The sequence below is a fragment of the Xenococcus sp. PCC 7305 genome, from assembly GCF_000332055.1.
Taxonomy (GTDB): domain Bacteria; phylum Cyanobacteriota; class Cyanobacteriia; order Cyanobacteriales; family Xenococcaceae; genus Xenococcus.
Genome location: NZ_ALVZ01000120.1, coordinates 1 through 23,094, shown reverse-complemented (window position 1 = coordinate 23,094; position 23,094 = coordinate 1). Strand labels below are relative to the sequence as shown.

Genomic DNA, 23,094 nt, shown 5'->3' with positions numbered 1-23,094 from the left:
AGGAGCCCAAAAAGCTTTCCTGGTGCTAGTAGCGCAATGGCCCCACTTCGACTCCATCCCGAACTCGAAAGTGAAACGTTGCAGCGGCGAAGATACTTGGGGGGTAGCCCCCCGGAAAAATAGCTCAGTGCCAGGTTTATCATTCCATCAACAAACAAAAAAACAACAAAAAGCCCCCTTCCAATCAATGAGAAGAGGGCTTTTTGCTTTAACATGTCCTTTTTATGTTCACTTACACCCGCTAGTGTCAATTGTGCCATCAGGCATTATTGTGTTGCAAATCAGCGCTGAATCAAGGATTGCATTAGTTAAGTCCGCTCCAGTTAGGTTTACACGAGTTAAATCAGCTTTGCTCAGGTTGGCTCCAGTTAGATTGGCACCTGTGAGGTTGGCGTCACTCAAATATGCTTTGCTTAGATTGGCTTCGGTGAGATTTGCATCTATTAGGTAAGCGCTTGGAAGATATGCTTTTCTCAGCGTAGCACCGCTCAAGTCAGCGTTGGGTAGATAAGCACTAATCAGGATTGCATGTCCTAGTCTTGCCCTGCTCAAGTCTGTGCCAGGCAGAACAGCACTAATCAAGTCGTCATTGGTTAAATTAATTCCACTAAGATCACAGTTTCTACAGATTTTGGTTGTTCTTACTTGTTCGGCGTCTTCTTTATTCTGCGTATGACCGGGGATGTCTCCCATTATTGAGAATAGAGTCAAGGTTGATATAAATAGCAATAGAGGCTTCATTATTTCTCCTAATTTAAGTTAAATAGATAATACATTAATGTTCAAGATATTTTCATACTACAACAGCTATTCACGAATAAGTTGCTTTTTTGATTCAAATTGTATTTTAGGGAATTAATTGACATTGAATGAGGTTTTTTGTGATTTTTGTAAAATTTTTGTCAAGACATTGTCTTTTTTGTAATCAACTTTCGCTACAATCAATGTCATACGGAGATTTAGCTTACGTATATTTACTTAGATTTTAGTTGAGTTACGTAGTATTACTGATACTAAAATCATCTAAGTGGTGTCTATATTACAAGGATCATAATGAAAGGGAAATTATTAGCGGGGATAATTACAAGTTTAGGTTTTGTCTTGGGTAATGCAGTCGCTTTTACTCCAGAAAGCAAAGCATCCATCGATAATACTTACTATTGCGCTCAACTTCAAGGTCAATGGAATACCTTTGTGAACACTCCTAGAGGCAGAGTGAAGTTAGTCGAATGGGAAACCAAATTTTCTGAGCAATGGACTCCTCAAAAACGTTGTGTGGAGGTTTCCAAGCGTTTTCAGAATTTTCTAGACTCAGGAAGTTTAAAGTATATCCGGACAGGTGTCGTCAACAATTTACCAGTGATTTGTGTAGCTCAACTTCGTGGCGGCCTATGTCCTGAGCAAAATGTTTTGATTACTTTCAATTCTGAAACAGATCCGGAAAAGGTTCTAATTCAATTAGTCAATTTTCGTCGTAGTGTTAGTGGTCAAACCATTGTTTTAAACGAAAGTGATACAGCATTTTATTCTCAGGGCGAATTTTATGTTGATGTAAATAACTTTATCGAAAATCTTCCTGCGGAATAATCAGAAAATCAGGAATTAGAACTCTCTACCCCTAATAAATGCTTGAGTTTACGCTAATTGATGGCTTTTTCTCATCATTCTGCAGTCAAGGACTAACGGAGGAAAAATTGGATGATAGCCTTGAAAACAGATACGGAAAACCCTACCGATCACTTATGGTAATTTATTGCAAGTAGTTGTTACATTGATTTACATAAAGAAACAAAAGGTAATAATATAATCATGGTAACTATTCTTGTAAGTGTTTTAATCATTGGTTGGGTTGCGGCTTCAATTATCGGGACTCAAGCATATTTCCGAGGAGAACAAACTAAACCTATCCACGAGCGTAATTTAAAATCTAACTCTTTTGAGGAATTAGCAAAAGTAATAACAGGCAAAGAGACTGATCATGGAGAAAGAGTCTTAGCTTATGGTTTAGATGCTTTTAGCAGTAATAATTTGTAAAAAACTAAGATATTTTATGAACTAAGAAGATTTTTTTTTGCTCTCCCGCTAGCATAATAATCTAAGGACTATAAATCTCACTTGATACAAAGCGTGGAATTAAAGCAGGTTATTATCGCTTACAAAGCAGGTCACAGTCGTAGTAAGCAGTGGGCAGAAAAATGTGCCCAAGAACTTGAAGGTCTTCAATGCAAGGTTTTATTGGGCCCAAGCGGGGTTAAGGACAATCCTTATCCCGTTTTTTTGGCTTCTGTCACTACTAAAATAGATCTCGCTATAGTGTTAGGAGGGGATGGCACAATTCTCTCGGCGGCTAGACATCTTGCGCCAGAAAAGATTCCGATTCTAGCTGTGAATGTTGGAGGTCATCTTGGTTTTTTAACGGAACCTTTTGAATTATTTAAGGATACTCAAAATGTGTGGCAGCGCTTGCGCTCCGATATCTATGCAGTTCAAAAAAGAATGATGCTAGAGGCAAGATTATATGAAGGACCAGATATCGCGAATCTAACTGCTGTGAGTGAAACCTTTTTCTGCCTTAATGAAATGTGTATTAAACCTGGCAGTGAAGATCGGATGCCCACGTCAATTTTGGAGATGGAAGTAGATGGTCAACTTGTTGATCAATATAGTGGGGATGGGTTGATCGTGGCCACTCCTACAGGATCTACTGGATATACTGTCTCGGCAAGCGGCCCTATTTTACACTCGGGCATGGAAGCGATCGCGATTACGCCTATTTGTCCTCTTAGTCTTTCGAGTCGCTCTTTAATTTTGCCCCCTGCTAGTATTGTGAGTGTTTGGTCTTTAGGTGACTATGAAGTAAATACTAAACTATGGACTGATGGCGCGTTAGCTACCAAAATTTGGCCTGGGCAAAAAGTTATTGTTAGAATGGCAAATTTCCAAGCGAAATTCATTCTTTTGAGAGAAACCTATTCTTTTTATCAAACTTTACGAGATAAATTGCAATGGGCAGGAACTAGGGTTCATTATGACAATAATGGACAATAATTTGAGTGGGTAATGGGTAATGGGTAATGGGTAATAAGTGCTAATTTTACTCAAGAAATGGTCTTGGTATTCGGCAATAAATTATTGTTATATTCTTCTTCGATCCGATTTCTAAATTCTTGAATGTCGCTAAACTGTTCCCAAAATCTTAAAATTTGCCGACTAACTTCTTGAGGATAGAAATAATGGAAAAAATGATGCCCTTGAGAAAATTCCCACAAAATATCACCCTCTTTAAAATAGCCATACCAACGCTTCAAAGAATTATTATCGACAATGGTGTCATCTTTGCTGCCACAAATCATTAAGGGAACTTCTACTCCTCCAGCAGGGATTTTTACGTTGCGAAATAACGAATGAGGTGATGGAGATGTCTTGAGATCTTGTTTGAGAATCTCGCTCAATCCTCTCGTGTAATATTGATTTTGGTGCCCAAAAAGTCTTTGCACCATCTGTGCTAAGACGATTCTCTGGCTGCAAGGCAATAAGGCTCTCATGGCATAGTAATGAATTTGCCAGTCTACGGCGGGGCGATCGCCAACTCCCAGTAAAGTCAGAGATTTAACTTTTTCTGGATGTTTGCGAGTGTAAAGCAAGCTTAGTAATCCACCTGTGCCATGTCCAATTAAATGCACCTTATTCGGTATGGATTTTAGATAATCAGTCAATAAAGTCAAGGCAATTTGTAGTGAACTGGGCTCATCTTGATTTTGATAATATTCCCATCGGGCAACAATATTTTTTTTCGATAGACAACGAATCAATCTATTATCAAACTTACTTAAACTGGGATTAGCAGAAATCCAGACATATTGAATTGCTTTAGACATTATTTGTTCCTTGTGTATTGAAAAATTGTTATTTGTTATTTTGTAATTATTACTTTGTTATTGATTGAAGAATAAGACTTACTCGCAAAATCTCTACATGCGATCAGCAGGGCTGGCACTTCGTGATCGCATCTTCTGTCAGTGCATTTACAGGATTAACTGTACATTTGAGACGATGATCTCCTGTGAAATAAACACAATTGGAGCAGGGTATTTGATGTATTTTCTTTATATAATTAATGCCTTGATTTGTTTTTCGCAATAGTTTACCAGCGACAAGACCACCAATAACTAACCAAAAAACAACACAAAATATAGAATGAAGCATAATTTAGAAATATCGATAATAAGGTGAAGAAGAAAGAGAAAAAGCATTCGCGACATACAATCAGGATCAAACAACTACTTTTTCTCTCAACCCAGAGAAGGAGAACTCCCAAGGCAAACCTTTAAATTCCAAATTCTTTTTTGACTTGTGCTACCCAAGTCTTAATCCGGGACTCTGTTAATTCTGATTGATTATCCTCATCTAAAGCGAGTCCGACAAACTTGCCATTTTTCTCTGCTTTGGAGGCTTCATGTTCATAGCCATCTGTGGGCCAATAACCGACAGTCTTTCCCCCAAGACTAGAGATTTTTGATTCCAGGATTCCCATCGCATCTTGGAAATTTTCTTCATAGCCTAATTGATCGCCTGTGCCAAAATAGGCAACAGTTTTACCGCTGAAATCAATACTATCTAGATCATCGTTGTAGAAGCCATCCCAATCTGCTTGTAGTTCGCCGATATCCCAGGTAGGAGCGCCAATGATCAAAAAATCATATTGCTCAAAATCACTATCGCTAACATCAGCAATTTCATGAAGAGTTACTACACTACTCCCGCCAAATTCAGATTGGATCATTTCGGCTGCGGATTCTGTTTTTCCTGTAGTACTACCGTAAAAAAGACCAACTTTACTCATTGAATACTCCTGTTTATTTGTAAAATTTGAAAATCTACTAGTTAAAGACCAGAAAACGTTTGTTGTGGCTTTTGCTTCATTGGCTGATCCTCAATAATCGGCATTGCTTGTTTGCAACAAGAACAAAACCAATAAATATGTGTTTGGTTAAGATGTCGCAGCAAATTGTTAGTGCAACAAGGACAGCAATGTCTCATGGCAAGTAAACCAATAAATGTGGAACCCCTATTTTTGCTCTCCACATCAGAAATAAATAATTGCAAAATATTTTTATAAAATTGCTGAATAATTATTTACTCATATCCTACAATTCAGACTCTTAAAAAAAAGATTAATGAATCATGAGGAGAACTAGAAAAGCTTGAAGAAAGGAGCTGAGGAACTAGTCTGCTGTTTACCTAGCTCCCGACAACTCAATTAGTAGAACATTTAAAATGTGAGGAAAATGTCATGAATTAATTTTAACACTATTAATAATCTTTTGCAATAAAATTCAAAAAATACTTTCCCCCGAAACAATTAAAATCTACCACTAAATATTTCTTGCAAGATAGCTAGATTGTCATAGATGAGATAAGCAAAAAATGCTCCTCCCATACCTCCAACAAAAAAGGCGGCGGCAAATTGACTCCAACCATCAACCGTTTTTAGCGATTCAGGGACGACGGGATTTGCTGTGGCATAAGTTAAATTCTGAGGATCAAATTCTTTGCGAAAAGAAACATTGCCATAAATAGACAGACAAGCCGTCATAATTATCACGAGGCCGCAAGCACTTAATAACCCAATCAGGTTCCCCTGCTCTGAAGCTCTTTGAGGACCCAGTAAGGCAAAGGGGCCAAAGAGCCAGTATCCATGAGCCATGCCGATTTCTAAGCCTCGGAAAAGAGGAGAGGTTCCTGGACGATAAATAGGAAGATATTTTAATAACCAAAGACTAAAATCAGACGAGTTTAGAGGTGTATCAAAATTCCCAATTTGAGGATTTCCAGAAAAAGTAACTAGAGTGTCCCCAGCACTAAAATCAAAACCAGCAGCAGCACCTCTAGCGCGAATGGCATGCCAAATATGACCAAAAATAAACAAAACGGCAAATACAAAATGGAAACTTGCCAACCATCCCCGAGCAGTTACTACGCCAGTGTTCGTTTCAATTAAACCTACTGGCCCATAAAACACTTCGGGATACACTGTATCGTTTACGGTGCAAAAATAGGCGGCAAATAATGCCATGTAAGCCACTGCTGCCAAGCTGTAGGAAAGATAGGCTTCTGCTGAATAAACTAAGACCTGTTTTGTCCAATCAAATGGTCTAGTTGCCATGTGCCATAAACCACCTAAGATACAGATTGAGCCGACCCATAGGTGTCCTCCAACCACATCTTCTAGATTATGAACTGCGGCCATTCCCCCTTCACCAGATGCACCGAAGAGATAACCAAATATCTGTCCTGGATTTATTGTTGGATCTGTAATGATTCTGACTTGACCAAAATCTCCCGCCCAAGGGTCAAACAACCCGCCCCAAAACATGGCTTTAAAGACCAGTAAATAGGCACCCAATCCGAGTAGTACTAGATGAATCCCAATGATGCTGGTCATCTTATTCTCATCTTGCCAATCATAGCCAAAAAAGCCTTGAAAATTGTATTTATTACTTTCTAAGACTTCCTGACCTAGCAGGGCATGATACAGACCTCCAGCGCCTAAGACTGCTGAAGAAATTAGATGAAAAACTCCAATGACGAAATAGGGATAGGTATCAATAATCTGACCACCATCACCTACCCCAATTCCCAGAGTCGCTAGGTGAGGCAAGATAATCAAACTCTGTTCGTAGAGTGGCAATGCCGGATTGTAATGAGCAATCTCAAAGAAGGTCATTGCTCCAGCCCAAAATACTATTAAGCCAGCATGGGCGACATGGGCTCCCAGTAGCTTACCCGATAGATTAACGAAACGGGCATTACCCGCCCACCAACCGATTGTTGGTGTTTTATTGTATGCGATCGCGCTCATTTATTTCACCTCTTTAATTAGGGGTTAGGTTTTAGGTGTTAGGGGTTAGGTTTAACTTAATATCTATCTAACACCTTTAAAATAAGAGAAACTTTTGTCCTAAAGGGGTTCAGGGCGATTGTAATTGGGATCAATTTTTCCTGTGCCAAAGTTAAAACCAGCAGCTTTGAGTGCATGCCAAAGATGACCTTGGAGAAAGAAGAAAGCCAGCCAAAAATGTGCATTAGCAAGCCAAGCTCTCGAAGAGAGTAAGGTCGAGTTGTCAGTCGAGAAATAGGGAAAAATATCTAACTTAATTCCTAAAGGAGCACCATAAAAAGCTTCCGGATAGACTGTCGTATTCACTGCACAGAAATATGCCGCGACAAATCCCATCAAAGCTAAAGCCCCTAAACTATAGGCTAGATAAGCTTCCCCGGACCAAACAAATAATTTTTTTGTCCAAGCAAAAGGTTTGGTATTAAGATGCCAAATACCTCCTAAAAGTAGCAATATGCTGACCCAGATATGACCACCAACCACATCTTCTAAGTTATCTACCGATGCAAAATGGGTTTGATAGCCATAGATAATTAAAGGATTGAGAGTCGGATCGCTAATAACTCGTACTTCTCCAATCGTAGGATCGTATAAGCCACCAAAAAACATCGCTTTAGCAACCAATAAAAATGCGCCTAAACCTAATAAACCGAGGTGAATCCCGATAATATTGGTCATTTTATATGTGTCTTCCCATTGATAACTAAAAAACTCTGAGCTATTTTCTAGATATACTGGCCCCCACAGAGCGTGATAAATACCGCCGAAACCGAGAAAAGCCGAAGAAATTAGATGCAAAGCTCCAATCACAAAGTAGGGGTGAGTATCTATAATTTGACCGCCCGAACCAATTCCCCAACCTAGACTAGCCAAATGGGGCAATAGGATTAAGCCTTGCTCGTACATTGGTTGCGAGAGGTCAAACCGAGAAAGTTCGAACAGAGTTATTGCCCCTGCCCAGAACACAATTAATCCTCCATGGGCAACATGGGCACCCAGTAACTTACCGGAAACATCTTTCAAACGAGCATTTCCTGACCACCAAGGCACTCCAGAATCGTCTTCTAGTCTCTTATTTCTATCTATTACGGCTGTCATAATATTTACCCATCTTGTAAGTAATTGAGAATTACAATCAATAATTTCCCGTTTAGCTTACAACAAAAAATAAATTATTGACAATATTTTTCTTTTGTATCAAAAAATACCATGATTATTTAAAACCCTTTTTGAATATTCCTTAAGTTTGATTGCTAGTGAAGCTCCCTATCTTACGAGCTTTCACCATCTAAAACCCCAGGTATTTCTTTGGAAGTCGCCTGATATAGAGAAGACGTGATCGCCAATTTGTGTTAAGTTTTGTTATTTATTTTTTGCGATAGATTATCAATAGTGCAGAATGAAATTGTCCTTGAGCTTGTTGATAATAATTAGTAACAAGTCAAAAAAGTGACCAAGGATGATGATAGTGCAGGTCTAAGGGTAAGGAGAATCAAGTTTTCCTTACTTCTTCTTTCTCAAATCATTCGGTGAAATTTGGTTTTGATCACATTTAATTAGGAGGTTTTGTTTTGCAAGCCTACGGTAAAACGGAAATTAAATACGATTGGTGGGCAGGAAATGCTCGACTAGCTAATCTATCGGGTACATTTATCGCGGCCCATGTTGCTCAGGCTGCCCTAATCGTTTTTTGGGCGGGGGCATTTACGCTTTTCGAAATATCTAAATATTCCCCAGATCTACCTCTGGGACAACAAGGTCTCATACTGCTCCCTCATTTAGCCACTTTGGGCTACGGAGTAGGCGAAGGCGGTCAGATTATTGATACCTATCCTTACTTGGTTATTGGAGCCATCCATCTTATCTCTTCTGCTGTTCTTGGCGCTGGAGGACTTTATCACACCTTAAAAGGTCCGGGAATTTTAAAGGAAGCTGGTGGTCGGGCGGCGAAATTCCACTTTGAGTGGAACGACCCCAAAAAACTAGGCTTTATCTTGGGTCATCATCTAATTTTCCTAGGTGCGGGAGCATTGCTGTTGGTTGCCAAAGCGATGTTCTTCGGCGGATTATACGATTCTGTGATTGGTGATCTGCGCGTAGTTACTGATCCGACACTAAGTCCTTTGACGATCTACGGCTATCAAACTCATTTTGCTGCGGTAGATAACTTAGAAGATTTGGTCGGCGGTCACATATATGTTGGTTTTCTCCTCATTGCTGGCGGTATTTGGCATATTATTACGCCGCCACTGGGTTGGGCGAAGAAGTTACTAAGTTTTGAAGGAGAAGCAATTCTTTCTTATTCTCTTGGTGGTATTTCCATTGCCGGTTTTGTGGCTGCTTATTTCTGCGCAGTGAATACTTTGGCTTATCCCCCAGAATTTTATGGTCAAGTATTAGAAGTGAAATTAGGAGTTGTTCCTTACTTTGCTGACACAGCAGACTTACCAGCAGGGGTGCATACTGCCCGTGCTTGGCTAGCAAATGCTCATTTTTTCTTGGCTTTCTTCTTCCTACAAGGTCATCTCTGGCATGCTCTACGGGCGATTGGTTTTGACTTCAAACGGGTTACCAATGCTCTTGACAATGCAGGGAATCCCCCAATAACCTCTTCAACTACTTCTAAAACCGCCTAAAAGACTGCTGTCGTTGAAATAGTTCATTGGGTTAATCCTTGAATTGTCATTTTGTGTTCTCTCTCTAAATCATAGCCTAATGCAAATTGGCCTTTGCATTAGGCTTTCTTGCAATTTTTGTATAAATTTTCAAATTACAATAATTATGACAGCAACAACATCATTGGGGCGTTCCGCTAACTATGATTGGTTATCTGGAAATTCTCGTTTAATTAATTTATCAGGTCAATTACTCGGAGCTCATATCGCTCATGCTGGCTTGATCATGTTTTGGGCAGGTTCTATTACTTTATTAGAATTGAGCAACCTGAACCCGAATGTAGCTATTTCGGAACAGGGATTATTATTGATTCCGAATCTAGCAGGTTTGGGTTGGGGTATTGGTGCCAATGGTTTAGTTACAGATACTTATCCCTATTTAGTGATCGCAATTTTGCATTTGGTTTCTTCTGCCGTTCTTGGTGCTGGAGGTCTATTCCATGTTTTTAAAGGCGTAGCCAACCTCAACGATGGTCAAGCTCGCGCTGTAAAATTTCATTATGAGTGGAACGACCCACAGAAAATGGGGTTTATTTTGGGTCATCATTTAATTTTTCTGGGAGTCGCAGCTTTATTATTTGTCGGGAAAGCGACATTATGGGGTGGTATTTATGATTCGGTCGTGGGCAATGTGAGAATCATTAGTGATCCGACCCTCAATCCTGTGCCGATCTTTGGTTATCTTGTGGGTTTAAATGATGGCGTTTGGAATCCTCTGGGGATGGCAGCGGTCAATAGTCTAGAGGATATTGTTGGGGGCCATATTTGGGTTGGCGTTGCTTGTATTGCTGGTGGAGCTTGGCATATCGTCGTGCCACCAATGGATTGGGCAAAAAAAGCTTTAACTTACAATGGTCATGCTATTTTATCTTATAGTTTGGCTGGAGTTGCTTTGATGGCTTTTACTTCTGCTTATTTTGTTAGTTTCAATGATTTGGCTTTTCCTCCAGAATTTTACGGTATGGATCGTAGTTTCTTTGCCGGAGTACAATCGCTGCTTTGTGTAACTTTTCTTGGAGGTCATGTTTGGCATGCTCTGAAGGGACAAGCGGAAGCTAATAGTTTGGGAGTGGTTAGCGACAGCGATCGCGCAAAGGCAACGGCGGCTGGATTTGTGACCCTAGCAATTATTGTTGTGAGTTTGGTCTTGCTTTCTGGCGTGGGTTCATAGCTTGTATTCATCAAAGTTATTAGGGTATGTCACTTTTACTTGTAATTAATTAACGACATGCCCTAGCTAGTGACTTCTTCAAAAATGCTCGGCAAAAAGGTAAAATGTTAGTCTCAACTTAGCTACAGCGGATTATTCACTACAGATTTTATAATGAAACATACGATTTCAGTTTTAGTAGAAGACGAAGCAGGAGTTTTAACTCGAATTGCCGGATTATTTGCCCGTCGCGGTTTTAATATTGAGAGTTTGGCAGTGGGGCCAGCGGAAAAAGTGGGAGTTTCTCGGATTACGATGGTGGTTCCTGGGGATGACACAATTATCGAGCAATTAATCAAGCAACTCTACAAATTGATTAGTGTGCTTAAAGTACAGGATATAACTCAAACTCCTTCGGTTGAAAGAGAGTTGATGTTGGTTAAAGTAAATGCAACAGCAGCTAATCGAGCAGAAGTAATTCAGTTGGTGCAAATTTTTCGGGCTCGGATTGTTGATATTGCTGATGAAGCTGTAACCCTTGAAGTAGTTGGAGATCCAGGTAAGCTAGTGGCTATTATTCAGATGCTTAATAAATTTGGCATCAAAGAAATTTCGCGGACTGGCAAAATCGCTTTAGTTAGGGAATCTGGAGTGAATACTGAGTATCTTAAATCTTTGGAAGCTAAGGTTTATCAATAAAGGTAATGGGTAATGGGTAATGGGTAATGGGTAATGGGTAATGGGTAATGGGTCAAAGAGAGTGGATTGAATTCTAGATTTTCCTTTTTTTGTTGCGAGATTTAGGATCGCCGATAGTACTTCCTAAGCCTTGAATAATTCCTTTGCCAATTAAGCCAATACCTTTGCCAATAACTTGTGTGAGAGTAAAGACTAAGCTCGCTCCTAATAGTCCTAAAATAGAGCGTAAACGGGGCGCGATCGCGTCTCTTAGTTCGAGAATAATAGTTGCGAGCCAAGGCAGTCCTTTTAGGCGAGATAATTCTTCGGTTCTTGGGGCGTAGATGGCTGCATTGATAATCTTCCCACGACTCAAAGTCAGGATTTGATAAGAACTTTCAAAAATGTCCTTGGGCATTAGCCAATATTTTTCTGAACGATATCCCCAAGATATTTCATTGCGGAAGTGGGCGATCGCGCGGGAGCTGCGATAATTGTTGAGGTAAATTCTATACTTAAAAACCTCTAAATCTGCAAAATTGTTCAAAATCATTTGCATAATGCCATTGGCAATGCGCAACGTCAGATTATGCAGTAAATTTACTGCTCTTGCGATCGCCTCGGGAGAATCAACTCGATAGGTAACCCGGTCTATGGTTAGAGGATATTCCCAAGCTAAATAAGTAAAAAGATCTGGAGCAAAATAGATTTTACTACAAATATTTTCCTGAAAACTAACATATTCTTGAACAAACAGATTCTTGAACTCTGCTTTGTCAATTTCGATTGCCGCTTCATAATTATCAAAAAAGAACTGGATTGCCGATTGCGTCCAAATATTTCTGAGACCGACCCGTATTTGCAGTGCTAATTCTTGTTCGCGGTTTAAGTCCTGGAGGATTGTGGCTAAGGTTTCCAGGATAATATAATGTAATTCTTGTTTTTTTCGGGGTTGTAAAATATCAATTTCTAGCCATAGATTGGTGCTATTAACAAGTCCTAGACTAATATCTTGGGCAACACGATTAAATATTCTCGAAACGACAGAATCAGGATCATCTTTGGCGATCGCAAATTGGGGAATAGTCGATAATTGCAAACCTTGAGATTCTGGCAATATGGGGGATGATTCAGATGTTTTAAGCGGTTCCTGCTGTTTCTCATCTCCCAATCGTCTCACTAGCCAATTAGCCGCTTGTAATTCTCTTTTGCGACCCAACAAAAGTAATCGCTTTAAGGTTGGTAAATCATTTTCGCTTAAGCTATTTTCAATGGCCTGAATGTCTTGTGCAATCTCCTCTTGGCCTGAATTGCTAAAGCTAGATAGAGCTTTTTGCCATAGGTTTGGGGTTTCTGCTACGGGGGAATTATCTCCTTGCCAATAAATCTCCCCTGAATTTATACAATTTAAAGAGAATGCCAAGGTATCAATATTGGTTCCTTTCGGGCAATAACCTCTGACTCCCACTCCTTGAATTTTTGCCAACTCTTGAGGTTGCAAACCTGAAGCCAATAACAAAATTATTAGTTCGGGAAATCTCTCTAGTAGCTGCTTACATAATTGCCAGCAAGAATCCGATGCAGAATCATCGTAACTCCATCCCAGAATCAGAATGTCGGGTATAAATCCTCGGTCTAAAGCCTCAAAGAGATCTTCAATGGTTTCAGCTATTAATTCGACAGAAAACTCGGCATAATCTGCTAGTGCAGTATCTAGTCCTAGACGAAAAATCGGATCGCGATCGAGAATGAAAAGTTCGATTTGATTTTCTGGCATCATCTCATAAGCAATTAGCAATTAACACTTTAAACAATGTTCGGTTATCCTGTTGTAGATCCTTAACTTTCTCATCCTTTATCCCTCATCCCTCATCCTTCATCCCTCATCCTTCATCCCTCATCCCTCATCCTTTATTTCTTATGTCTTCTGAGCAGAAAAAACAATCTACTATTGTTCATAAACCATTTCTGACTGGACAAATTAATATTTTTAATCCTCCTAAGGCAAATCCTAATGGTCGTTTGGCATCAGCAAAACTATTAACTAAGGATATAAAAAAAAGGCCAAATAATTTTCTATTTGAACAAATAAACAGACAGACCGAAAATCATCTTAACTCACGGCCGCTAGATAATCCATCCTCCGAATCAATTGAGTTTTCTGGGAAAAAGACGACCCTGATTGCGATCGCAATTGTCCTGATAGCTAATATTTTATCGGCTATTGTCCTCTTAACTCAAAAGCCCAAAACTGAGCTCTCCCCTGAACCTGAAATTGAGCAGATCAACCCATCTCAAGTTGGCAACATAGATCTATCTTCCAAAGAATTTATCGAATTAAAAGCTTCTAATCTCAGTACAGTTCCCCCAACTCCCACGGAAGAAGATTCGCTTCTCCAACAAACAGAAACCGACCCCACAACAATGCTTCCTTTAGCTATTCCTCCGCTCAATATAGCCCAAAGACCTAATTCTTATTCCACTCAAATTCCGACCCAATATTACTATATCCTCAGTGAATATACAGGCGATAGCTCTTTAGCCTTGGCAAAGGAGAAAGTTCCCAATGTTTCTCTAATTACCTTAGAAGAAGGCGTATTCATTTATATGGGTGCATTTGGACAAAAAGAATTGGCACAGCAATTTTTAGAAAAACTTAAAAAGGAAGGGTTTTATGCTTATATTTATCCTTCTGAGGGTTAGTCTATAATATTTATTAGTCAATTAATAGCCACAAAACCTTGTCATCAAAACAGTAGTCAAGTTTGTCGGCTGAAAAAGGTGTTTATTGTCTACTAAATATAAAGGATATTGCGGGAATTATGAGCTTATTTGATCGTCTTGGTCGAGTAATTACATCTAATTTAAATGATTTAGTTAGTAAGGCGGAAGATCCAGAAAAAATTCTCGAACAAGCTGTTGTGGAGATGCAGGAAAATGCGGTGAAAATGCGTCAAGCTCTAGCTACCGCGATCGCAACTCAGAAAAAAACTGAACTACAATATAAGAAAAATCAACAGCAGGTTGCTACTTGGCAAGAAAGAGCACAGTTAGCAATTTCCAAAGGAGATGAAACCCTAGCCCGAGAAGCCTTAATCCGCAAAAAACCTTTTGCTGAAGCCTTGAATACATTAGAGATTCAATTACAACAGCAAATTGAGGTCGTAAGCAATCTGAAACGCGACACTAGAATATTAGAAGGAAAAATTGTCGAAGCTAAGAGCAAGAAAGATATGCTCAAAGCCAGAGCAAATGCTGCTAAGGCACAAAAAGAATCTCGCGATCTGCTCAGTGGAATTGACACTAGTAGTTCTATGAGTGCCTTCGAGAGAATGGAAGATAAAGTGATGCAACTAGAAGCAGAATCTCAGGTTGCAGGAGAGTTGGAAGGAGGAGCTAGTGTTGATGAACAATTTAGGCAATTAGAAGCAGGACAAGATATCGAAGATGAGTTGGCAATGATGAAAGCCCAACTGCCTGGGGCGGAACCTTCTCAAGCAGTTTTACCTGGGGAAGAAGGTCAAAGTGGGAGTTCTGGCGATACAGGTATTGACATCGAATTAGAAAAACTACGCTCCGAATTGAAAGATAATTAGTCAGTAAATAGTAATACAGTAACTATAGTTATTTTATTTCGTGATTGATAACTGATAATATTATCCCGCTTGATGAGACGGGACTAATGACTAATAACTGACCAGATGGAGTTTTAAGAAATGAGTAAAGTAATCGAAATTGATGATACGGGATTTGATGATCAAGTAAGTCAATCAGAGCAACCAGTTTTGGTATATTTCTGGGCTCCTTGGTGTGGCCCTTGTCGCCTGGTGTCGCCAACCATTAACTGGATAGCTGATACTTATAGCGATCGCTTAAAAGTAGTAAAATTGGAAGTAGATCCCAACCCCGAATCCAGAGCAAAATGTCAGGTAGAAGGGGTTCCTGCTCTAAGATTATTTAAAGATAATGACATCGTGGTTTCCCGTGAGGGGGCAATGGGCAAACAACAAATACAAACCATGTTGGATGATCATTTATAAGCTTAAACCTGTAGGATTTTCTCTAAGGTGATTTTTAGGAAAGAACATACCATTGACTTCGGGGCGATTCGCGAATCGTCCCTACTCGGAACCAAAACTAATATGTTCACTCTTATAATCTGGTGGTTCGATGTGAATGGAAATCCGAATTGGCGAATATTTACTTTCTAATCTATCTTCTACTGCTTCAGTAATTTGATGGGCAGTTTTCACATCAGTGGCATCGACAATTAGATGCATTTCCACAAAAACTTGTCTGCCAATGACCCCTCGGGAGGCAATATCATGACAATTGATCACACCAGGCACTTCCATAACCGTACGATGAATGGCTTCTGGGGCGATCGCGACCGCATCGACTAACCAAGGTAAATTATCTTGTAGAATCTCCCAGCCACTGCGAAAAACTAATAAACCCACGGGAAAAGCTAATACAACATCCAACCATTGTAATTGGGGAATATCCCAAACTTGGGCTTGCCAAATTCCCGCCAAGCCACCAATCACCAATAAGGTAACCCAAATATCGCTCATGGTATGTTTGGCATCGGCAATTAAAATTGGACTATTAATCCGTCTGCCCTCGCGGGATTCGTAGGTTGCCACGAAAATGTTAACTACTAAAACTATGAGCAATAAAGCTAATTCTATAGGCGAGATTGTAACAGCTTTACTTTCGACAAAGATTCTTGCGATCGCAGACTTGAAAATTTCAAAACAAACTATGCCCAAAAAAGTCGAGATTCCCAAAGCGCCTAAACCTTCGAATTTCTGATGTCCATAGGGATGTTCGCGATCGGGATAGGGCGAGGAAAAACGATTAGCAACCAAACCTAAAACGTTATTCGCACTATCAGTAACACTGTGCAGTGCATCTGCTTGTAAACTAAGAGAACCCGTGATCATCCCAATGATGGTTTTTAAGGTCATCACAAATATATTCAGCAATAAGGTTATCCAAAGTACTCGACGAACTTGGACACGATTATCTTTCATTTTGGGGAATCGGGAACGCTGACCAAGAGAGGGAACGGAACATATAAATTGGGTTTCTAGAGCTCACAAATCAATATGAACACTATCAAAGTTGGCGATCGCGTCAAGCTAATAGCCTCACCACCCTATATTAAAACAGCTGAGCCCATGCCAATGCTTCGTTCTCCCGATATTTTGGCGATCGGCGCTGAAGGAGTTATCTTAGACCGCCGGCCTGGTGGTTATTATGGGGTTCTTTTTCCTAATGGCTCTTTTTTACTTGATAAAAAATATCTCGAAATAGTTGTCTAATTCTTCATTTCCACAGCTAAATTCTTCCCATCTGCCATCAATAACCAAAAAAGCCATCATAGCCAGAATAAAAAGTTAAACTTCGAGAGCCTAAATATAAACCATAGGGATTTTCTCCTTGAGGGAACACAGTAACCCCAAAAACATAAATACCGTCATAATCAGGATTTCTTCTTGGTTTTAAGCCAATAGTAAAGGTGGTATCTGGAGGAAGTGGCTCAGTAAATTCTACAGTGATAATTCCCGTTGATTCGTCTATGCTGACAGTTTCTAGAGCCAACTTGTCCCCTTTGCGACGATGGTCACCAAGATAAGCAACTGTTTTTTCCAACTTATAATAAATCTCCTCTTGTCCTTGGCGCAGCTCAATGGCAACTTTATGTAAAGGTGCCCCCGCATCTTCTGGTATGGTGACGTCGAAATAATAAGTTGCACTCCTCATTCTCACTGTATTAAAAGTAGTATAGATATCTACTAGTCGAGGTGCTTTGCGAAAGGCAACTTGGGGAATATATTCGGTTTGTTTGGTTTCTCCAACATTGGATTCGGCAATAGTTGAGTTGGAAGTTAATGTATTACCCGCAATTGCGATCGCTAAGATAACTATTGGTGAAGATACACAAGCAAGTAATGTAGAGTTCATCTTAAAGTGTTTTAGCATAAGACAGTCGCTTTTTCCTTATATTGTAGATTTAATACCAGGGAAAGTACGGATCTTTGGGGGAGTCTATAAAACTATCTTTTGAATAGTGTTTCTTGCGATCGCTGTAAAGGTTTGGATTGGCGGAACTGAAAAATTTGATTTTTCAGATTTCCCCAAGTCTCCCAGTCTCCCAGTCCCCAAATCCCCAAGTCCCCATTTATTTACCTAGGAGGAAACAGCCATAACCCCATAGAGGGCTCTTAACTCAATCAGGCAGTTCATATTGCTCAACAATCTTCCTCGCATAGTCGGGAACATGATCCGCCAACTTCTCAGGATGATTGCGTTTAAGATAAAGATAATTGCGAGTGAAATGTGAATCGATCGAAAAACGGGCATATTCTAAACCCTTAGGGCCAATCTTCTCAATAACCACACCCATCATTTTTGCGGCCCACATCGGCAAGGTGACTCCCTTGTCATAGGCAGGAATACTTTGTTGCACAGCTTGCTTGCGATCGCCCTTACTCATCACAGGTTGGGTATCAATTTGATCCTGGATTAATGACAACATCTCTTTCCCTGTATCATTGCGAACCACGATCCATTGCCAGCCAAAAGGCGCACCCATATAGCCTACAACTATATCAGCCAGAGAATTGACATAATCAAAACAACTCATGCAAGAAGGAGCAAAAACATCCTTAAGTTTATTAGTCTTCAAGCCAAAGAACGGGACTTTTTCAACAGAACCATCTTGATGTTTGAAGTGAACCCGAAAATCTTGCATAAACTCATAATGCACCACCGTCTCAGGAGATCTACTTGTCGTATCCAAGAATTTTTGTAAACCCTCCCGACTCACATTATCCACACAGGGAGTGCCTAAAACATAGAGCTTTTCCAATCCCAACTCTGCTTCCACCGCTCTTAATGCCTGAATCTGACAACCAACCCCAATCACTAATAATCTTTTCATTCCCGACTGTTCTATCTGCTCTAAAACAGACAAATTCGGTGAAAGTGTGGGTTTGTTAACTTTTGCGGCCAAAACTTCCTCAGGAGTTCTGGCAATTATGGGAAAAGGTTGAAAACGATCTTCTTTTGTGTTTTGAACACAGACTACACCTTCTACTAATCCCCGCCTCAGCATGGTGCAGGCCAGGCTACTAACTATTCCTGTCCATTGGGCTCCTTCTATGGGTTCTTTTTTTCGTGCCGCCATCATTTCTTGATGAACACCGAAATAAATATCATTTTCCTGATCTAAATCTCGACTCCGTCCATGGGCTTGCTCTTCTAATGCGGCCACCTGTTGATTGAGAAAGGCACAAGCTTCTTTGACATAGTGAATATAATAAGTGTCGCATAAACCACATTCACTACAGAGTTCTTTGGCTGGGCGGCGACTACCAGTTTTTAAGGCTTTAGCTTTTTTATGAGAGGCAGTAGGAGGCATATAAAAATATTCTTAATATCTAGGTAATGTCAAAAGTAGCTGACCATATTTTATTATCCCAGAATCTCCGTACTTTAGCGGATTTGTGAGACTTATCAGTCAAGGATTATTGAGGAATTAGCTCTATTTTTAGGTTCTTAAGCTACAACTGGTGATTAGTCTGGATGATAAACTATCTATTATTGATATTAATTTTCCTAATGCTGGTTTCTAAAACTTTATACCCTCGATAATATTACCGAAAACCTCATGAATATCCGAGAAAAAGCAAGATTGATCGGACTGAGCAAGGGCGATTTACGCCAAGTCCACCATATCGCATTCAATGTTCAAGACATGAACAAATCTCGATATTTTTACGGAAAAATTTTAGGATTGCATGAGCTGACGGGTGAAGAGGTTCCGACAACTTTGACCAAATTAGTCCAAGAGGGCAAAGTCGCCAATTTTGTGACTCCTGACGGTACAGTGATTGACTTATTTTGGGAGCCGGAATTATCTCCTCCAGATATAGATCCCACGAAAAGTTTTACCCGCGCTAATCATCTAGCTTTTGATATTGCCCCTCAATTATTCGAGCATGCCGTAGCGGTGCTTCGTCAAAACAATGTCACAATTGCGATAGAACCCGTGACTCGTCCTACGGGCAGAGGTGTTTATTTTTATGATCCAGATGGGTTTATCCTCGAAATTCGCTGTTCTCCTGAGAATTGATTCTCAAACACATAGGCAAAAATTTTACTCTTTGTCTTTAGATTGAGCTGTTTTTCGAACGATTAACATAAAAGCCTGAGGATGATGGGCAACAGCTTCCCATTGACCCTTAATTGATTCAAGAAAAATATCAACTCCCTTTTTGACATTTTGTTCAGGATTATTAGGTATTTGCCAACCATAACCAGCAACAAAGACAATTCCTCCCACTTTCACTGCCTTCCAGGCTAGTTCCGTATTTTCTTTTACATAGTCCCATTGTCTTTTTCTATACTGGAGATTGGCAAAATCAAAACTTAGCGGTTTCAATAAGGCAAGATGTTGCGGAATATTATCGCCCCGCAATGTCACCTTATCTATAGACCCAGTTTTGATAAGATTTTCTTCTAATTTACTGTTGAAGGGATTATCTACACAGGTTAGTCGGGCAGAAGGGCTAGTTAATATTTTATCGAGCAACCAACAAGCAGACATTCCCAAATCATTTCCAACTTCTAAAGCTGCAAAATTTTCTTGATTGGCGAAGGGTAAAAGATGAGTCTCAAATATGGCAAGGCGATTGGTAAAGTGATCTACGGGAATAAAATAATTGTTGGTTAAACATTCCTGCCATCCTCTGCCAGCGCAGGCTTTTTGATAGGCAGCAACGGCTTCATTTATTTTTCCTTTGGCTTGCAAGGCATTGCCCAATAGAGAATAAATCCAAGGGAATTCTTCTACTAAGTTGAGAATGGAATGGCAGGTAGAGATCGCTTCGTCCCATTTTTTCTGTCTGATCAAGGCTTGTACTAGACTAGAATAGGCTCTGGCAAAGTCGGGTGCCAACTTAATTGTATGGTTGAATTCTATGGTTGCAGATTCAAATTTTCGCTGATGAGATAGGATAGTTCCCAATTGATAATGTGCTTGAGGTTGCTTAAAATCCTGTTGGATAATATGTTCAAAACAAGCTTTTGCTCCCTCTAAATCTCTTTGTCGAAGTTTGATTTCTGCTATTTTATAATGAGCTGGCAATAATGCGGCTTCGCGATCGCCGGCCTTTTGGTAACATTCGATTGCTTCCTCTACTTTGCCCTGTTCTTCAAATGCTTGACCTAGTTTATAGTAGCCTTGAGCATTTACTAAATCTGGATTGAGCTCAACAGCTTTGTACCAACAGTCTGTTTCTAATTCTCGCTTGCCTGTCTGACCATAGATTTGAGCAAGATTAGAATAAATATGTACCGAGTCCGGAATGGATTCGAGAGCCTTCTCAAAAAAAGCGATCGCAACATCCCAATTTTTCTCTTGGGCGGACAGTCTTCCCAATTGAGCATAGATTTCCGCTAAGTTCGGTTGACTTTCTAAAGATAAAGAATGCCAAGTAATAGCCTCTTCAAATCGACCCATACCCTGAAGTAAATTTCCTAACTCTCGACAAATAGGTTGCCAATGGTCAGGATTGTCTTGTTGATCAGCAAAAGCTGCTGCACATTCAGAGACCGTTTGTATTAGGTAGTTATAACTCACGAAATATTAAAATGATTTTTTTAGGTTAGCTTTCAGGACAAAGAAGATGACCAGTTTCAGATATTCCGCTATATTATAGTTTTGATTCATTAGTCTGGCTCCCCTAATGAAATTAAGTTAATAAACTTTTAAGGAATAAATGAAAGAGACAACTTGCTTGGTTTCCGAAATTTATTCATGCTTGTGCTAAATGTGTTTGTAGTGATTAAGCGTAAATTCTATGGGGCAAACAGATGTTGATATTTTTATTATCTTGAGGAAAATATCAACATTTATTCGACGATTATCTTAATTTTCTGGTAAGTTTGATGACTAAAGAAATAGTAGCAAAAGCCTATCACCGAAATTATTTACACTTAATAATCTTATATTAAAATCAATACTAGTTAATATGAATACAGAACAAATATTTGCTAATCTGCAAGAAACTAGATTAATCGATATCCTGGGGTTACAGAATCATTTGATCTTTATTGCAGATGAATTAACTCTTTCTTATCTAAAAACTAATATTGATTTACAGAATTCAACTTCTCAACAGAAATCTTCGAATTATTATTATTGTTGGTCTGATCCAGAGGATAAAGACAAGCTGAGTCTTTTTTTACAGGGTCTAGAAGGATTAGCTAAATATACAATTATTGTAGCTTCGGCAAGCGATGAACATGTTGTCCATGAACAAGTAACAGAATCCATTGCTGGCAAAAATATAAATATTCAAATAGTCAAATTATTTTCTGATATCCTCGTCAATATTCTGTCAAATCAAGACAAGATATTGCAAACAGCTGACGTGACATTTAGAGAACCTAGCTTATCCTATGCAATAATATCGGGGCCTCGTTCTGGCTCCACCTTTTTGTGTAATCTCTTAGAATCGACTGGCTTGGCTGGATTTCCAGCTGAAAAGTTAAGGGACCATGCAGCAGTATTAGCTCGTAATTGCGGTTTTGATCATATCCGATATCTGCAAACTGTTATGACTCGTACAACCACTCCCAATAGAGTCTTTGGCACTAAAATAATTTCCCACTTTTTACCTTCATATAGAAGAAGAGATTTAAATATTGATACCTTTTTGAATAAGTACTTCTCTAAATATATTTTTCTGATCAGGGAGAATAAAGTCGCTCAAGCTGTATCTATATTCATCGCCCAAAAAACGCAGATTTATCATATTTCAAATAAATTAGAACAACAAAAATACCAAGAAAAAATAGACGAGATCTCGCTGGATGATATTGATTTAAACGAGATAAATAAACGATATAATTTTCTGTGTCAACAGGAGAAATATCTCGAAAACTTTTGCCGAGATAATGGAATAGAACCTTTAATGGTCAAGTATGAAGATTTAGCAAGAGATCCCCATAAATATATTAGTGATATCTTGACATATCTGGGGATAGATAATCAGAAAATAGACTTAAATATTCGAACAAACCTAAAACAAACCAAGTCGGATCTGTCCAACCAGATTATTCAAAAATTCAAGGAAAATTATCATATCAAATAAAGTCAAGAGGAGTTATCTCCGCCGGATCTATGCCAACTAGAACTGCTAAAATTTCATCTGTAGAATTCTCAATAATTTGGGTGTTATCCTCGAATCCATTAATAATCAGCCCCTCAAAAGTTAGCTCCCCAGTCAAATAAAGGAGGTCAACTCCATTTTGAAAATCCTGAATGATGTCCTGGTTAGCGCTCAGGCTAGAAAGAATTGCAAAACGATCACTGCCAGAGCCTCCGGTTAAAGTATCTACTCCTAAACCTCCGGTTAGAAAATCAGCACCATTTTGACCAAAAATCTGATCATTGCCACTGCCACCACCTAGAGTATCATTGCCAGCTTCTCCCACTATGACATCGTTATCATTTTGACCAAAAATCTGATCATTGCCAGTGCCGCCACCTAGGGTATCGTTGCCATCTCCTCCGAATATTGAATCGTCATCATCTTGTCCAAAAATCTGATCATCGCCATTGCCGCCATCGAGAGCATCATTGCCAGCTTCTCCCAATATTACATCGTCATCAT

24 protein-coding genes and 1 rRNA gene are annotated in these 23,094 nt (G+C 39.5%); 13 read left to right on the top strand and 12 right to left on the bottom strand.

Annotation, left to right across the window (positions count from 1 at the left end):
* Nucleotides 1-18 precede the first annotated feature (18 nt).
* Nucleotides 19-136, top strand: a 5S ribosomal RNA gene (gene rrf / locus XEN7305_RS06090).
* Nucleotides 137-228: 92 nt separating this feature from the next.
* Here rrf and XEN7305_RS06085 read toward each other — a convergent pair.
* Entirely contained in the window at nucleotides 229-693 is a 465-nt protein-coding gene (locus tag XEN7305_RS06085) for a pentapeptide repeat-containing protein (protein ID WP_083889318.1), read from the bottom strand.
* 360 nt (nucleotides 694-1,053) lie between these two features.
* On the opposite strand from XEN7305_RS06085, the gene XEN7305_RS06080 reads away from it, so the two are divergent.
* From XEN7305_RS06080 to XEN7305_RS06070, 3 genes are all read left to right on the top strand, one after another.
* Nucleotides 1,054-1,587: a COP23 domain-containing protein gene (locus XEN7305_RS06080; RefSeq protein WP_006508487.1), complete on the top strand. Its 534-nt coding sequence runs from the start codon at nucleotides 1,054-1,056 to the stop codon at nucleotides 1,585-1,587.
* Nucleotides 1,588-1,809: 222 nt separating this feature from the next.
* Nucleotides 1,810-2,034, top strand: coding sequence for a photosystem II protein, Psb35-related (locus XEN7305_RS06075; RefSeq protein WP_006508486.1), 225 nt, complete (start codon nucleotides 1,810-1,812; stop codon nucleotides 2,032-2,034).
* A gap of 93 nt (nucleotides 2,035-2,127) precedes the next feature.
* Nucleotides 2,128-3,048, top strand: a complete 921-nt coding sequence (locus XEN7305_RS06070) for an NAD(+) kinase (RefSeq protein ID WP_006508485.1) — start codon at nucleotides 2,128-2,130, stop codon at nucleotides 3,046-3,048.
* Nucleotides 3,049-3,098: 50 nt separating this feature from the next.
* Here XEN7305_RS06070 and XEN7305_RS06065 read toward each other — a convergent pair whose 3' ends face one another.
* The 5 genes from XEN7305_RS06065 to XEN7305_RS06050 form a co-directional block, all read right to left on the bottom strand.
* Nucleotides 3,099-3,878, bottom strand: coding sequence for an alpha/beta fold hydrolase (locus XEN7305_RS06065; protein WP_006508484.1), 780 nt, complete (start codon nucleotides 3,876-3,878; stop codon nucleotides 3,099-3,101).
* A 103-nt stretch (nucleotides 3,879-3,981) separates the two neighbouring features.
* The gene (locus XEN7305_RS27425) at nucleotides 3,982-4,206 is read right to left on the bottom strand and encodes a hypothetical protein (protein WP_006508483.1); all 225 of its coding nucleotides are present in this window, start codon (nucleotides 4,204-4,206) and stop codon (nucleotides 3,982-3,984) included.
* A 121-nt stretch (nucleotides 4,207-4,327) separates the two neighbouring features.
* Complete coding sequence (gene fldA, locus XEN7305_RS06060; RefSeq protein ID WP_006508482.1) at nucleotides 4,328-4,843, bottom strand: flavodoxin FldA; 516 nt, start codon at nucleotides 4,841-4,843, stop codon at nucleotides 4,328-4,330.
* 519 nt (nucleotides 4,844-5,362) lie between these two features.
* Nucleotides 5,363-6,862 carry a chlorophyll a/b binding light-harvesting protein gene (locus XEN7305_RS06055; RefSeq protein ID WP_006508481.1) on the bottom strand — a complete coding sequence of 500 codons (1,500 nt, stop codon included), beginning with the start codon at nucleotides 6,860-6,862 and terminating at the stop codon, nucleotides 5,363-5,365.
* 99 nt (nucleotides 6,863-6,961) lie between these two features.
* Complete coding sequence (locus XEN7305_RS06050) at nucleotides 6,962-7,999, bottom strand: chlorophyll a/b binding light-harvesting protein (protein ID WP_006508480.1); 1,038 nt, start codon at nucleotides 7,997-7,999, stop codon at nucleotides 6,962-6,964.
* 473 nt (nucleotides 8,000-8,472) lie between these two features.
* Here XEN7305_RS06050 and XEN7305_RS06045 point away from each other — a divergent pair, with 473 nt between their 5' ends.
* The 3 genes from XEN7305_RS06045 (at nucleotide 8,473) to ilvN (ending at nucleotide 11,425) form a co-directional block, all read left to right on the top strand.
* Entirely contained in the window at nucleotides 8,473-9,537 is a 1,065-nt protein-coding gene (locus tag XEN7305_RS06045; protein ID WP_006508479.1) for a chlorophyll a/b binding light-harvesting protein, read from the top strand.
* A gap of 145 nt (nucleotides 9,538-9,682) precedes the next feature.
* Complete coding sequence (locus tag XEN7305_RS06040) at nucleotides 9,683-10,747, top strand: chlorophyll a/b binding light-harvesting protein (RefSeq protein ID WP_006508478.1); 1,065 nt, start codon at nucleotides 9,683-9,685, stop codon at nucleotides 10,745-10,747.
* Nucleotides 10,748-10,900: 153 nt separating this feature from the next.
* Nucleotides 10,901-11,425 (top strand): acetolactate synthase small subunit, encoded by a 525-nt coding sequence (gene ilvN / locus XEN7305_RS06035; protein WP_006508477.1) that lies wholly within the window; start codon nucleotides 10,901-10,903, stop codon nucleotides 11,423-11,425.
* A 73-nt stretch (nucleotides 11,426-11,498) separates the two neighbouring features.
* Here the strand turns inward: ilvN and XEN7305_RS06030 are convergent, their stop codons facing one another.
* Nucleotides 11,499-13,202: a DUF3685 domain-containing protein gene (locus XEN7305_RS06030; protein ID WP_144053203.1), complete on the bottom strand. Its 1,704-nt coding sequence runs from the start codon at nucleotides 13,200-13,202 to the stop codon at nucleotides 11,499-11,501.
* 122 nt (nucleotides 13,203-13,324) lie between these two features.
* On the opposite strand from XEN7305_RS06030, the gene XEN7305_RS06025 reads away from it, so the two are divergent.
* The 3 genes from XEN7305_RS06025 (at nucleotide 13,325) to XEN7305_RS06015 (ending at nucleotide 15,444) form a co-directional block, all read left to right on the top strand.
* The gene (locus XEN7305_RS06025) at nucleotides 13,325-14,107 is read left to right on the top strand and encodes an SPOR domain-containing protein (RefSeq protein ID WP_006508475.1); all 783 of its coding nucleotides are present in this window, start codon (nucleotides 13,325-13,327) and stop codon (nucleotides 14,105-14,107) included.
* Between the two features lie 119 nt (nucleotides 14,108-14,226).
* Nucleotides 14,227-15,000 (top strand): PspA/IM30 family protein, encoded by a 774-nt coding sequence (locus XEN7305_RS06020; protein ID WP_006508474.1) that lies wholly within the window; start codon nucleotides 14,227-14,229, stop codon nucleotides 14,998-15,000.
* 120 nt (nucleotides 15,001-15,120) lie between these two features.
* The gene (locus XEN7305_RS06015) at nucleotides 15,121-15,444 is read left to right on the top strand and encodes a co-chaperone YbbN (RefSeq protein WP_006508473.1); all 324 of its coding nucleotides are present in this window, start codon (nucleotides 15,121-15,123) and stop codon (nucleotides 15,442-15,444) included.
* A gap of 81 nt (nucleotides 15,445-15,525) precedes the next feature.
* Here the strand turns inward: XEN7305_RS06015 and XEN7305_RS06010 are convergent, their stop codons facing one another.
* The gene (locus tag XEN7305_RS06010) at nucleotides 15,526-16,440 is read right to left on the bottom strand and encodes a cation diffusion facilitator family transporter (RefSeq protein WP_006508472.1); all 915 of its coding nucleotides are present in this window, start codon (nucleotides 16,438-16,440) and stop codon (nucleotides 15,526-15,528) included.
* Nucleotides 16,441-16,515: 75 nt separating this feature from the next.
* On the opposite strand from XEN7305_RS06010, the gene sipA reads away from it, so the two are divergent.
* Nucleotides 16,516-16,731, top strand: a complete 216-nt coding sequence (gene sipA / locus XEN7305_RS06005) for a regulatory protein SipA (protein WP_006508471.1) — start codon at nucleotides 16,516-16,518, stop codon at nucleotides 16,729-16,731.
* Between the two features lie 37 nt (nucleotides 16,732-16,768).
* On the opposite strand, the gene XEN7305_RS06000 is transcribed toward sipA, so the two are convergent.
* Nucleotides 16,769-17,374, bottom strand: a complete 606-nt coding sequence (locus XEN7305_RS06000) for a DUF2808 domain-containing protein (protein ID WP_071591321.1) — start codon at nucleotides 17,372-17,374, stop codon at nucleotides 16,769-16,771.
* Between the two features lie 265 nt (nucleotides 17,375-17,639).
* Nucleotides 17,640-18,833 carry a Coenzyme F420 hydrogenase/dehydrogenase, beta subunit C-terminal domain gene (locus XEN7305_RS05995; protein ID WP_006508469.1) on the bottom strand — a complete coding sequence of 398 codons (1,194 nt, stop codon included), beginning with the start codon at nucleotides 18,831-18,833 and terminating at the stop codon, nucleotides 17,640-17,642.
* 249 nt (nucleotides 18,834-19,082) lie between these two features.
* Here XEN7305_RS05995 and XEN7305_RS05990 point away from each other — a divergent pair, with 249 nt between their 5' ends.
* A complete protein-coding gene (locus XEN7305_RS05990) occupies nucleotides 19,083-19,547 on the top strand; it encodes a VOC family protein (RefSeq protein ID WP_006508468.1) in 465 nt (154 codons plus the stop codon).
* 24 nt (nucleotides 19,548-19,571) lie between these two features.
* On the opposite strand, the gene XEN7305_RS05985 is transcribed toward XEN7305_RS05990, so the two are convergent.
* Complete coding sequence (locus tag XEN7305_RS05985; RefSeq protein ID WP_006508467.1) at nucleotides 19,572-21,056, bottom strand: tetratricopeptide repeat protein; 1,485 nt, start codon at nucleotides 21,054-21,056, stop codon at nucleotides 19,572-19,574.
* Nucleotides 21,057-21,447: 391 nt separating this feature from the next.
* On the opposite strand from XEN7305_RS05985, the gene XEN7305_RS05980 reads away from it, so the two are divergent.
* Nucleotides 21,448-22,572 carry a Stf0 family sulfotransferase gene (locus XEN7305_RS05980; RefSeq protein ID WP_006508466.1) on the top strand — a complete coding sequence of 375 codons (1,125 nt, stop codon included), beginning with the start codon at nucleotides 21,448-21,450 and terminating at the stop codon, nucleotides 22,570-22,572.
* On the opposite strand, the gene XEN7305_RS05975 is transcribed toward XEN7305_RS05980, so the two are convergent.
* A partial coding sequence (locus tag XEN7305_RS05975) for a calcium-binding protein (RefSeq protein ID WP_006508465.1) occupies nucleotides 22,565-23,094 on the bottom strand: 530 nt, incomplete at its 5' end. The two genes, XEN7305_RS05980 and XEN7305_RS05975, sit on opposite strands and share 8 nt — an antisense overlap.